Annotated in this window: 11 protein-coding genes and 1 tRNA gene; 9 read left to right on the top strand and 3 right to left on the bottom strand. The window is 70.2% G+C overall.

Annotation, left to right across the window (positions count from 1 at the left end; translation table 11 throughout):
* The first annotated feature begins 63 nt into the window (after window positions 1-63).
* The 9 genes from AQJ27_RS33625 (at window position 64) to AQJ27_RS33585 (ending at window position 10,298) form a co-directional block, all read left to right on the top strand.
* Window positions 64-885, top strand: coding sequence for a hypothetical protein (locus AQJ27_RS33625; protein WP_067376855.1), 822 nt, complete (start codon window positions 64-66; stop codon window positions 883-885).
* Between the two features lie 184 nt (window positions 886-1,069).
* Window positions 1,070-1,807: a YcnI family copper-binding membrane protein gene (locus AQJ27_RS33620; protein WP_067376852.1), complete on the top strand. Its 738-nt coding sequence runs from the start codon at window positions 1,070-1,072 to the stop codon at window positions 1,805-1,807.
* Window positions 1,808-1,913: 106 nt separating this feature from the next.
* The gene (locus tag AQJ27_RS33615) at window positions 1,914-2,567 is read left to right on the top strand and encodes an SCO family protein (protein WP_067376847.1); all 654 of its coding nucleotides are present in this window, start codon (window positions 1,914-1,916) and stop codon (window positions 2,565-2,567) included.
* Entirely contained in the window at window positions 2,564-3,049 is a 486-nt protein-coding gene (locus tag AQJ27_RS33610; RefSeq protein ID WP_067376844.1) for a copper chaperone PCu(A)C, read from the top strand. The genes AQJ27_RS33615 and AQJ27_RS33610 overlap by 4 nt, the downstream gene beginning before the upstream one ends.
* 13 nt (window positions 3,050-3,062) lie before the next feature.
* Entirely contained in the window at window positions 3,063-5,165 is a 2,103-nt protein-coding gene (locus AQJ27_RS33605) for a copper resistance CopC/CopD family protein (RefSeq protein WP_425275243.1), read from the top strand.
* 8 nt (window positions 5,166-5,173) lie between these two features.
* Window positions 5,174-6,472 (top strand): iron uptake transporter deferrochelatase/peroxidase subunit, encoded by a 1,299-nt coding sequence (gene efeB, locus AQJ27_RS33600; RefSeq protein WP_067376841.1) that lies wholly within the window; start codon window positions 5,174-5,176, stop codon window positions 6,470-6,472.
* A gap of 34 nt (window positions 6,473-6,506) precedes the next feature.
* Window positions 6,507-7,442, top strand: a complete 936-nt coding sequence (pheA, locus tag AQJ27_RS33595) for a prephenate dehydratase (RefSeq protein WP_067376839.1) — start codon at window positions 6,507-6,509, stop codon at window positions 7,440-7,442.
* 712 nt (window positions 7,443-8,154) lie between these two features.
* Window positions 8,155-9,432 (top strand): serine--tRNA ligase, encoded by a 1,278-nt coding sequence (gene serS, locus AQJ27_RS33590; protein WP_067376836.1) that lies wholly within the window; start codon window positions 8,155-8,157, stop codon window positions 9,430-9,432.
* Window positions 9,429-10,298 (top strand): HAD family hydrolase, encoded by an 870-nt coding sequence (locus tag AQJ27_RS33585; protein WP_067376833.1) that lies wholly within the window; start codon window positions 9,429-9,431, stop codon window positions 10,296-10,298. The genes serS and AQJ27_RS33585 overlap by 4 nt, the downstream gene beginning before the upstream one ends.
* A gap of 100 nt (window positions 10,299-10,398) precedes the next feature.
* Here the strand turns inward: AQJ27_RS33585 and AQJ27_RS33580 are convergent.
* From AQJ27_RS33580 to AQJ27_RS33570, 3 genes are all read right to left on the bottom strand, one after another.
* Window positions 10,399-10,483 (bottom strand) — tRNA-Ser (locus tag AQJ27_RS33580).
* A gap of 283 nt (window positions 10,484-10,766) precedes the next feature.
* A complete protein-coding gene (locus AQJ27_RS33575) occupies window positions 10,767-11,000 on the bottom strand; it encodes an SGM_3592 family protein (RefSeq protein WP_054236924.1) in 234 nt (77 codons plus the stop codon).
* Window positions 11,001-11,133: 133 nt separating this feature from the next.
* Window positions 11,134-11,853, bottom strand: a complete 720-nt coding sequence (locus tag AQJ27_RS33570) for an ABC transporter permease (RefSeq protein WP_067376830.1) — start codon at window positions 11,851-11,853, stop codon at window positions 11,134-11,136.
* Window position 11,854: the final 1 nt, after the last annotated feature.

The raw sequence follows: 11,854 nt of genomic DNA, 5'->3' as shown, positions 1-11,854 counted from the left end.
GGACCGTCATCTTGCGGACCTGCCGTAGGAAGCGGGTGGGCCGAGTGCGATGATGAGCCCGCCATGACTGCCCCCCACCAGCGCAGGGCGCGCTCCGGACACGAGCTCCGGATTCTGCGGGCCGCGGTGTTCGCCGCGGTCTGTGTCGTGCTGGCCGCGGCCGGTCATGGGCTCGCCTCCTGCGCCACCGTCCCGCTGTGGACGCTCGGCGCCGGATTCCTCGCGGTCTTCGCCGTCGCCGCCGCACTGGCGGGACGGGAGCGTTCACTGCCGGGCATCGCGGCGCTGCTCGCGGGCGGTCAGACCGCCCTGCACACGCTCTTCGGGCTCGCCGGGACCGCTACGGCGGGCTCGGGCTCCATGTCGATGGCCGACACCTCACTCGTGGAACGCGCCGCGCGCCTCGTGTGCGGCACGACAGCGGCGGCGATCAGCCCCGCTCAGGCCATGAAGATCCTCGCCGACGCACGGCTCGACACGGGCACGACCCCGTCCATGTCCATGCCCATGCCCCACTCCTCGGACGCGATGTCGGCCGCCACGGGATCCTCGATGTCCGTGTGGCCGTCCCTGCCGATGCTGCTCGGCCACGTCCTCGCGGCCGTCGCCGCAGGCTGGGTGCTCCGCCACGGTGATCTGGCGCTGCTGCGGCTGATGCGGCTGTCCGCGCACGGAGTCGCGGAAGGGGCGCTCGTACGGTCCCTGCGCGGGGCGCTCGCGCTCGTACGCGCCCTGCGGGCCGGACTTCCGGGCACGCCCGACGCGACACCGCGCGCCCGGCGCACCGCGCTTCTGACGCCGCCCAAGCTCCGTACCGCCGAGCTCCAGCACAGCGTCGTCCGCCGCGGACCGCCCCGCTCCACCGCTCTCGTCCTCGCCGCCTGACACGACGCGCCGCTCCGCCGGACCGATCCGAAGGATCCGTCCGGACCGATCCGAAGGATCCGAAGGGGATGCCGTCGTGCGGCACGCGCGCGTGCACGCGAAAACACCCCCAGGGGCCCGTCGCACCTTTCGCACGCGCACCCCCTTCTCTTCTCATCGGACTGAAAGTGGAGTGCTCTCTTCCATGAAGGCTTCCCGTATCGCCGCCGCCGGTGCCGTCGCCGCCTCGGCCGTCCTCGCCGTCTCCGCCCCCGCCTTCGCGCACGTCAGCGTGCAGCCGGAGGGCGAGGCCGCCAAGGGCGGTTACGCCGTCGTTGACTTCAAGGTCCCCAACGAGCGTGACAACGCCTCGACCAGCAAGGTCGAGGTGAACTTCCCGACCGACCACCCGCTCGCCTCCGTCATGCCGCAGCCCCTCGACGGCTGGTCCGTGAAGGTCACCAAGAGCAAGCTGGCCAAGCCGCTCACGATGCACGGCGAGAAGATCTCCGAGGCCGTCAGCAAGGTCACCTGGACCGCCACCGGCAAGGGCATCGAGCCGGGCTTCTTCCAGAAGTTCCCGCTCTCCGTCGGCGCGCTCCCCGAGGACACCGACGAGCTCGTCTTCAAGGCGATCCAGACGTACGACAACAAGGAGGTCGTGCGCTGGATCGAGCCGCAGCAGGAGGGCCAGGAGGAGCCCGAGAACCCGGCTCCGGTGCTCACGCTCTCCGACGCGTCCGCGGACGGCCACCACGGGTCCTCCGGCACCGCCAAGGACGCCTCCGACACCTCCACGGCGGCCCCCGCCGCGTCCACCTCCGCCTCCTCCGCGGACAGCAGTGACACCACCGCGCGGGTCCTCGGTGTCGTCGGCATCGTCGTCGGCGCGGCGGGCGTGGCGTACGGCGTTCTGGCCGGCCGTCGGCGCACCAAGGCCTGAGGCCCACCGCACCCCTCCTTTGTGCGCCGGTAGGTCGTACGCCCTCGTCAAAGAGGTCGTACGACCCCGGTGCACACCGGAGCCCTCACATCTGGGACATTTTTCTATGCGCAAGAAGACGTATGCCGCGGCCGCCCTGTTCGCCGCCGCCGCACTGACCCTTTCCGCCTGCGGCAGCGGCGACGACAGCAACAAGCCGATCGCCGACGTGTCCGCCGAGGCCGGCACGGGCAAGGCCGCCACGGTCCTCGACAAGGCGTTCGAGAAGCCCGACCTCGTCCTCACCGACACGAACGGCAAGAAGTACGACTTCCGGGCCGAGACCAAGGGCGTCCCGACGCTGATCTACTTCGGCTACACCCACTGCCCCGACGTCTGCCCGACGACGATGAGCAACCTCGCCGTCGCCAAGAAGCAGTTGCCCAAGACCGAACAGGACAAGCTCAGGGTCGTGTTCGTCACCACCGACCCGGCCCGCGACACCCCCGCAACGCTCGGCAAGTGGCTCAAGGGAATCGACCCCACCTTCGTCGGCCTCACCGGCGACTTCCCCACCATCCAGGCGGGCGCCCGCACCCTGGGCATCTCCATCGAGCCGACGGCTAAGGACAAGAACGGCAAGCTCGTCTCCGTGCACGGCACCCAGGTCATCGCGTTCTCGCCGAAGACCGACGGGGGCTATGTGATCTACGGCGAGGACGCCACCGTCGACGACTACACCAAGGACCTCCCCAAGCTCATCAAGGGAGAGAATCCGTGAGCCGACCCGGAGCCCCTTCGAGGCGTCTCGCGGGATGCGTGGCGCTGACGGCCACGGCGCTGGCGCTGGCGGGCTGCGGCTCCGACGACTCCTCCTCGAACAACGCGGGCAAGCCCGAACTGAAGATCACCGGCGCCTACATGCCCGCCCCGGTCATGGACACCATGGCGGCCGGCTTCTTCACCGTCACCAACTCCGGCGGCGCCGACACCCTGACCTCCGTCACCAGCGACCTCGCCCCCGACGTCACGCTGCACTCCACCAAGGGCGGCGCGATGGAGGAGCAGAAGTCGTTCGCCGTGCCCGCCGACGGGTCACTCGACTTCGCGAGCGGCGGCAACCACCTCATGTTCGAAAAGCTCACCCACAAGCCTCTGGAGGGCGAGAAGGTGTCGGTGACGCTGCACTTCGCCAAGGCGGGCACGGTGAAGGTCTCCATGCCGGTGAAGTCCGCGACGTACAACCCCAAGACCGGGCACTGAGGGAGGGATCACCGTGACACAGGCCATCGCTCCCCGTGCGGCTGCCACCACCACTGGAGGGGTCGCTTTTCGGGTACGGACACTGCTGTTGCTGCTCCTCGCCGTGATCGGCGCGGTCCTGGCCGGCGCGGCGCCCGCCTCCGCGCACGCCGCGCTGACCGGCAGCGACCCCCAGCAGGGAGCGGTGGTCAGCCGGGCACCCACCCAGGTCTCGCTGACGTTCTCCGAGAAGGTCGCGATGTCCGACGGCTCGGTGCGCGTGCTCGACCCCAAGGGCAAGCGCGTCGACACCGGCAAGGCGACCGACCTGGGCGGCACCACCTACGGCGTGAAGCTCCACTCGGGGCTGCCCGACGGCACGTTCACCGTCACCTACCAGGTGGTGTCGGCGGACAGCCATCCCGTCTCGGGTGCCTTCACCTTCTCCGTCGGCGCGCCCTCGCAGACCTCCGTCGCGCTCTCCGACCCGGCCGTGGGCGGCGGAGTCGTCGGCGCGCTCTATGGGTTCGGGCGTTATGTGTCGTACGCCGGATTCATCCTTCTGGTGGGTGGCGCGGCCTTCGTACTGGCCTGCTGGCAGCGCGGCGCCGGGGTCCGTCCCGTGCAACGGCTCGTGGTCTCCGGGTGGCTCGCGCTGACCGGCGCCACCCTCGCGCTGCTGCTCCTGCGCGGTTCCTACGTCGGCTCCGGCAAGGTCGGCGACATCTTCGACCTGACGCTGCTCGGGCAGGTGCTGCAGACCAAGGCGGGCGCGGCACTGGTCTCGCGGCTGCTGCTGCTCGCCGCGGGTGCGCTGTTCATCGCGGTGCTCTTCGGGGCGTACGCGCGGCGGGACGAGGCCGACGCGACCGACGAGGGCGACGCGTCCGGCAGGAGAGACGCGACCGGCAAGGACGACGGGTCCGACAAGGGCGGTGTCGATGCCGATGCCGAGAAGAGGGACCTCACCTTCGGGCTCGCGATCGGCGGCGCCGTCGTCGCGGCGGGCCTGGCGGCGAGCTGGGCGATGGCCGAGCACGCCTCCACCGGTATCCAGGCGGGCCTCGCGATGCCCGTCGACGTGCTGCATCTGCTGGCGGTCGCCGTCTGGCTGGGCGGCCTCTCGACGCTGCTCGTGGCGCTGTTCCGGGCGCCCGCCGAGACACCGATCGACGCGGTGGCCGTACGACGCTTCTCGCGCCTCGCGTTCGGCAGCGTGACCGTGCTGGCCGCGACCGGGATTTACCAGTCCTGGCGCCAGGTCGGCTCCTGGTCGGCGCTGACCGGAACGTGGTACGGACAGCTGCTGCTCATCAAGATCGGCCTGGTGGCCGTCCTCGTCGGCATCGCGTGGATCTCGCGGCGGTGGACGGCGCAGCTGTCCGAGGCGCCACAGGCGAAGGCCATGGCGACGGCCGGGGCCACAGTCGGGACCACAGCCGGGGCGACGGCTCTCGCCGAACTTCGGACGAAGCAGCCGACGAAGGTGCCCGCGAATTCCAGGGACTCCAGCTCTGGGGGCTCGAACTCTGAGGGCTCGAACTCTGAGGGCTCGAAATCCGGGGACTCCCGGCGCGCCGCTCAACTCGCCCGGCAGCAGACCGCCGTGGCCACCGCGCGTCAAAAGCGCCTCCGCGACGCCGACCCGGCCCGGGCCGGCTTGCGCCGCTCGGTGCTCGCCGAGGCCGGCGTCGCCGTCGTCCTGCTGGCCGTGACGACCGTGCTGACGTCCACCGAGCCGGGGCGCACGGAGGAGGCGGCCCAGCAGGCCACCTCGTCCTCCTCGCAGCGGTCCGGGCCGCTCTCCCTGAAGCTCCCGTTCGACACGGGCGGCCAGGACGGGAAGGGCACCGCGGAGGTCACCCTCGACCCGGCCCGCGTCGGTGGCAACGAGATGCACGTCTTCGTGGAGCGACCGAACGGCAAGGCCTTCGACGTCCCCGAGGTGAAGGTCGCCTTCACCCTGGCGGCCAAGAAGATCGGCCCGCTGCCCGTGACCCCCGACCGCATCGCCACCGGCCACTGGTCGGCGATCGGGGTGCAGATCCCCATGGCGGGCGACTGGGAGATCGCGGTGACCGTGCGCACCTCCGACATCGACCAGACGACCGTCACCAAGAACGCGAAGATCGGCTGAACCTCACCATGGCTGACCAGCCCACTCCGGAAGCCACCACGGAAAAGAACCCTCCAGGAGAGGCCGTTTCCCAGAAGCCCTCTTCTGGCGGGGTCTTTTCCCGGCGCCGACTGCTCGGCACCGCCGGTGCCACCGGTCTCGCCCTGGGCGCGGCCGGAGGTGCCGCCGGGTACGCGGCAGCGCCCGCCGCCGACAAGGCCGCGCCCCTGACCTCGCTCGGCACGGACACGGTGATGTTTCACGGGAAACATCAGCCCGGCATCACCACCGCGCTCCAGGCCCGTGGCCACCTCGTCGCATTCGACCTGGCCGCGGGCGCGGGCCGCAAGGAGGCCGCCGCACTGCTGCGCCGCTGGTCGACGACGGCTCAGCGGCTGATGGCGGGCGAGGCCGCCGCGCAGGACGACACGGACGTCGCCCGTGACGCCGGACCGTCGTCCCTGACGGTCACCTTCGGCTTCGGAAACAGCTTCTTCGCCCGGACGGGTCTGGAGAAGCAGCGCCCGGTCGCCCTCGACCCCCTGCCCGACTTCTCCTCCGACCACCTCGACAAGGCGCGCAGCAACGGCGACCTGTGGGTGCAGATCGGCGCCGACGACGCCCTGGTCGCCTTCCATGCCCTGCGCACGCTCCAGAAGGACGCGGGCAGCGCGGCCCGGGTGCGCTGGCAGATGAACGGCTTCAACCGCTCGCCCGGCGCCACGACCCAGCCGATGACGGCCCGCAACCTGATGGGCCAGATCGACGGCACCCGCAATCCGAAGCCGTCCGAGTCCGACTTCGACCGGCGTATCTTCGTGCCGGCCGCCGGCGACCCGGCCTGGATGGCGAACGGCTCCTACGCCGTCGTACGCCGCATCCGGATGCTCCTGGACGACTGGGAGAAGCTGTCGGTCAAGGCCCAGGAGGACGTCGTAGGGCGGAAGAAATCCACCGGGGCGCCGCTGACCGGTGGCACCGAGACGACCGCGATGAACCTCGACAAGACCGACGCCGACGGCAACCTGGTCGTCCCCCTCAACGCGCACGCCCGGATCACCCGGCCCGACCAGAACGGCGGCGCCGCGATGCTGCGCCGCCCGTTCTCCTTCCACGACGGCTTCGACACGGACGGGGTGCCGGACGCGGGCCTGCTCTTCGTCTGCTGGCAGGCGGATCCGCTGCGCGGCTTCGTTCCGGTGCAGCGCAAGCTCGACCGCGGCGACGCCCTGTCGACCTTCATCCGCCACGAGGCGAGCGGGCTGTTCGCGGTGCCGGGCGGAGCGGCGGAGGGGGAGTACGTGGGGCAGCGGCTGCTGGAAGGGTGATCCGTGCGGGACACGGCCCATTAGGGTGACGGGTATGTCGGCGACGCGCTACACCTATCTCGGCCCCGAGGGAACGTTCACCGAGGCCGCCCTCCGCACCCTCCCGGAAGCCGCGACACGGGAGCTGGTCCCCATGGTGTCCGTGCCGGCCGCGCTCGACGCGGTACGCGCGAGCGAGGCCGCGGGCGCGCTCGTCCCGATCGAGAACTCGGTCGAGGGCGGTGTCACCGCCACCCTCGACGAGCTCGCCAAGGGCGAGCCACTGATGATCTACCGCGAAGTCGTCCTGCCGATCGCCTTCGCCCTGCTGGTCAGGCCCGGTACGGCCCTGAAGGACATCAAGACGGTCACCGGCCACCCGGTCGCCCAGCCGCAGGTACGCAACTGGCTCGGCGCCCACCTGCCGAACACCGTGTGGGAGTCGGCGGCCTCGAACGCGGACGGTGCCCGGCTGGTCCAGGAGGGCCGGTACGACGCGGCCTTCGCGGGCGAGTTCGCGGCGGCGACCTACGGGCTCGAGCCGCTGGTCACCGAGATCCACGACGCGGCGAACGCCGAGACCCGCTTTGTGCTGGTCGGCCGTCCGGCCCGGCCCGCGGCCCCGACCGGCGCCGACAAGACGTCCGTGGTCATCTGGCTCGGCGACGACCACCCGGGTGCGCTGCTCGAACTGCTCCAGGAGTTCGCCGTGCGCGGCGTCAACCTGATGCGGATCGAATCACGGCCGACCGGCCAGGGCATCGGCAACTACTGCTTCTCCGTGGACGCCGAGGGCCACATCACCGACCGCCGTGTGGGCGAGGCGCTGATGGGCCTCAAGCGCATCAGCCCCCAGGTGCGCTTCCTGGGGTCCTATCCGCGGGCCGGGGTCGCCCTGGAGGACGTACGGCCGCTGCGGCCCGGGACGTCGGACAGTGCGTTCTCGGCGGCGTCGGACTGGCTGGCGCACTGCCAGGACGGACGGTTCTAGGCCGGTTCCAGGTCAGAGCCAGCTCCAGGCCGGATCCAGGGCCAGAACCAGAGCCGGCTTCAGGCCGGATCCAGGCCGGATCAGGCCCGTTCGGGTTCCCGCGTCGGCGGCTCGTCGGCGCGGCCTCTCCCACTGCCCTTCTCCGCATTTCATCAGTCCTACCTGCCGATTTTCGTCATCCACAGACGTTATCCACAGGTGTGCTTCTCGACCTGGGGACAAGTCGACAACGAAGCACTACATCGTCGACAAATCGGCCTACAGGGCCCAAGTTCGTCCACAGCCCGGCACGTCACCCCTCGTCCACTCTTTTCCCTTGATCAATCCTTTGGAGCTAAGTATTTCCACTCGAACGTGGGTGTACGGATGGTTTGACCCGGGAATTCTTCGTCCCACATGCGGCTTTCGGAACGATCACCTCCGGAGTCCACAGATCTTCCGCACAGCCTGTGGATAACTCTGCGGGGGTGTGGATCCCTGTGGACAACCCCTTCTCAAGTACCGCTCTCCACAAGGGAATCCAGTCAACCCCCTGATTACCGTCTGCCCCGTTTCAGGGAGTACCGTCCCTTTTATTGACGCGGACCGGCACTCATGAGTGATCATTGGCGATCAAGGAATGCCGATACGGCATTTCACTCATAACGTCACAGAAGTGACGGAGCGGAATATCGAGTCGATGGCCGGAAGCGCGCACCGGTAGCCTTGAGGGGTGATTGACCTTCGCCTGCTCCGTGAGGACCCCGACCGTGTTCGCGCCTCCCAGCGCGCCCGTGGAGAGGACGTCGCCCTCGTCGACTCCCTCCTCTCCGCCGACGAGCGGCGCAGGTCGTCCGGCGTCCGCTTCGACGAGCTCCGATCCGAGCAGAAGTCGCTCGGAAAGCTGATCCCCAAGGCATCCGGCGACGAGAAGGCCGAGCTGCTGAAGAAGGCCGGGGAGCTCGCCGCCGCCGTCAAGACCGCCGACGCCGAACAGCACGAGGCGGACGAGGAGACCAAGCGTCTGCTCCTCCAGCTCGGCAACCTGGTCCACCCGGACGTCCCTGTCGGCGGCGAGGAGGACTTCGTCGTCCTGGAGACGCACGGCACGATCCGTGACTTCGGTGCCGAGGGCTTCGAGCCCAAGGACCACCTGGAGCTCGGCGAGGCGCTCGGCGCCATCGACGTCGAGCGGGGCGCCAAGGTCTCCGGCTCGCGCTTCTACTACCTGACGGGTGTCGGCGCGCTCCTGGAGCTCGCCCTCGTCAACGCGGCGATCGCGCAGGCCACCGAGGCCGGTTTCACCCCGATGCTGACCCCGGCCCTGGTCCGCCCGCGCGCCATGGAGGGCACCGGCTTCCTCGGCCAGGCCTCGGAGAACGTGTACCACTTGGAGAAGGACGACTACTACCTGGTCGGCACCTCCGAGGTCCCGCTCGCGGCGTACCACATGGACGAGATCCTCGACGCCGACCAGCTCCCGATGCGCTACGCCGGTTTCTCTCCGTGCTTCCGCCGCGAGGCCGGCACCTACGGCAAGGACACCCGCGGCATCTTCCGTGTGCACCAGTTCGACAAGGTCGAGATGTTCTCGTACGTCGACCCCGCGGACGCGGAGAACGAGCACAAGCGGCTCCTGGACTGGGAGAAGCAGTGGCTGACCGGCCTCGAGCTGCCCTTCCAGGTCATCGACGTGGCCTCGGGCGACCTCGGTGCCTCCGCGTCCCGCAAGTTCGACTGCGAGGCGTGGATCCCGACCCAGGGCAAGTACCGCGAGCTGACCTCGGCCTCGAACTGTGACGGCTTCCAGGCGCGCCGCCTGTCCGTGCGCATGCGTGATGGCAAGAAGGTCCAGCCGCTCGCCACACTGAACGGCACGCTGTGCGCCGTCCCGCGCACGATCGTGGCGATCCTGGAGAACCACCAGCTGGCCGACGGCTCCGTGCGGGTGCCCGAGGTGCTGCGTCCGTACCTGGGCGGCCGTGAGGTTCTGGAGCCGATCTCCAAGTGACCGCCGCCGCCGGGTCGACCGGGCCGACCGGATCCACTGGTCCGGTCGGGTCCACGGGTCCGACCGGATCGTTCCCCTACAAGCTCGTCGCGACCGATCTCGACGGCACGCTGCTGCGTTCCGACGAGACGGTCTCGGAGCGCACACGTGAGGCCCTCGCCGCGGTGACCGCGGCGGGCGCCGCGCACATCGTCGTCACCGGGCGGGCGGTTCCCTGGACCCGGCACATCCTCGACGACCTCGGCTACGAGGGTCTCGCGGTGTGCGGCCAGGGCGCGCAGGTGTACGACGCGGGGGAGCACCGGCTGCTCACCTCGGTGACGCTGGACCGGCAGCTGGCGGGGCTCGCGCTCGCCAAGATCGAGGCGGAGGTCGGCCCGCTGCTGCTGGCCGCGAGCCGCGACGGGCTCGACGGCGAGGTGCTGGTCGGCCCCGGCTACCGCAGGCAGGACGGCTCGCTCCCGGTCGTCCCGATCAGGGACGCGACGGACCTGTGGTCGGCCCCTCTGAACAAGGTGTACGTGCAGCACCCCACGCTCTCCGACGACGAACTGGCCGCGGTGTCTGCCAAGGTCGCGGGCGGTCTGGTCGGCGTCACCATGGCGGGCGCGGGGATAGTGGAACTCCTCCCCCTCGGCCTCTCCAAGGCCACGGGGCTGTCCCTCGCCGCCCGCCGCCTCGGTGTGAAGGCCGCGGACACGATCGCCTTCGGTGACATGCCCAACGACATCCCGATGTTCGCCTGGGCGGCCCACGGCGTGGCGATGGCGAACGCCCACGACGAGCTCAAGGCTGTCGCGGACGAGGTGACGTCCTCGAACGAGGAGGACGGCATCGCGGTGGTGCTGGAGCGGTTGCTGCGTTAACGCTGGAGCGGTTGCCGGGTTGGTGGGTGAGGGCACAGCCTGTGGGCGCCGGATGCCCTGTCAGGCCCTGCCCCTGCCGAGTCCCTGTGACAACGTCTCGCGGAGGATGCGCGGATCGAACGCGCGCGGGGTTGACCCCGACCACGGCTTAGCAAGCCGGTGCCTTGCCTCTCGGCCAATCCTCCGGGTGGGCGGCCCGCGCGGCGTACGCGCGCTCGAAGCGGCCGCCCCGGGCAGCCCCCCGTGCGGGCGGGCTCCACGGAGGGGTAACTACTCCTGAGCCTGCCGCGGGCTGCCCTGTAGGGAGCTCGACGGACTGCTACTCATGGGCATCGTCGCGCTCCTCTCCCAGAACGTGGCGCCGACTCGATGCGGCGACGTGGACATAACTACTGTGCCCGTACGCCGACTTGGGCGCCACTGAATAAAGCCGCCCCTCAAAGGGGGGCATCGACGGCCCAAAGGGGGTTACCGGCGGCGCCACCTGCGCCGACGTGCCTTGCTGAAGAACCACCCCGCGGGCGGCTCGTCGGAGCGCCAGGGCTGCGGATCGGGTCCCCCCTCGCGCCAGCGGGCGGCGAGCATACGGGCGCGGGCGGACGGTTCAGTCGTCTCCGCCGACCGTATGAAGCTCTCGTCCAGTACGAGGCCGTCCCAGACGTCCTCGGTCTCCCTCTGTCCCTCACCTTGCGGTTCCGCCATCCCCGTTCCTCCTAGCCGCGCGTCCCCTCCGCCCAGTGTGCCGGGACAGAGGTGAAGCCACTGTCAAGAAAAAAAGGGGGTGCCACGCGCGCGTACCTGGCGACAACCGGCACACACGCGTGGAACCCCCGGCTCACTCCTCGCCGGCCAGCGTCAGCGACCGCAGCCGCTGCCCGGCGTACCAGGTGGCGAGCACGGTGACCACGACCAGGAGCACCGTCGCGGTGGGCAGGCCCACGTCCGAGGTGACGAGGTCGCCGCCGGTGACCTTGTGGCCCACGGCGAGCGCCCACTGCTGGACGCTGAGCGTGCGCGCGCCGGACACCAGCGACCCGAACAGGGCCTCCCAGACCAGCGCGTAGACGAGCCCGAACACCACCGCGTGCCGGGTGACCGTCCCGAGCAACAGGAACAGCGCGGCGTACGCGATCGAGGCGACCAGCGCCGCCACGGTGTAGGCGACGGCGACCTGCTGGCCGTTGCCGTTCAGGATCATGCCCGCGATGAACGTCGGCAGGGCGGAGAACGCCATGGTGACGGCGATCGCGACGATCAGCTTGGTGAAGATGATCGTCGGCCGCTTCACGGGCTTGGCCAGCAGATACACCACCGAGCCGTCGTCGATCTCGGGGCCGATCGCACCGGTGCCGGCGATGACGCCGATGATCGGCACCATCGTGGCGAGCGCGAAGCCGCCGAGCAGGTCCGATGCCACCTGGTCGTCGGCTCCGGCGAAGCTGCGTACGGCCGCGGAGATCACGATGAGCAGGACGGGCAGCGCGCAGAGGATGAGGGCCCGGCGGCGGCCGAGCAGGGCTCGATAGGTGAGCCGGGCGACTGTGGGGTCGTACATC

The organism is Streptomyces olivochromogenes (assembly GCF_001514115.1).
Lineage (GTDB): Bacteria > Actinomycetota > Actinomycetes > Streptomycetales > Streptomycetaceae > Streptomyces > Streptomyces olivochromogenes.
Note: the sequence above shows the minus strand (reverse complement) of the source record. Positions and strands in the feature narration are given on the sequence as shown.

Excerpts from the sequence above, each read along its gene's own strand:
- AQJ27_RS33625 (WP_067376855.1), top strand. The coding sequence starts at position 64 with ATGACTGCCCCCCACCAGCGCAGGGCGCGCTCCGGACACGAGCTCCGG.
- AQJ27_RS33620 (WP_067376852.1), top strand. The coding sequence starts at position 1,070 with ATGAAGGCTTCCCGTATCGCCGCCGCCGGTGCCGTCGCCGCCTCGGCC.
- AQJ27_RS33615 (WP_067376847.1), top strand. The coding sequence starts at position 1,914 with ATGCGCAAGAAGACGTATGCCGCGGCCGCCCTGTTCGCCGCCGCCGCA.
- efeB (WP_067376841.1), top strand. The coding sequence starts at position 5,174 with ATGGCTGACCAGCCCACTCCGGAAGCCACCACGGAAAAGAACCCTCCA.
- pheA (WP_067376839.1), top strand. The coding sequence starts at position 6,507 with ATGTCGGCGACGCGCTACACCTATCTCGGCCCCGAGGGAACGTTCACC.
- AQJ27_RS33575 (WP_054236924.1), bottom strand. The coding sequence starts at position 11,000 with ATGGCGGAACCGCAAGGTGAGGGACAGAGGGAGACCGAGGACGTCTGG.
- AQJ27_RS33570 (WP_067376830.1), bottom strand. The coding sequence starts at position 11,853 with ATGTACGACCCCACAGTCGCCCGGCTCACCTATCGAGCCCTGCTCGGC.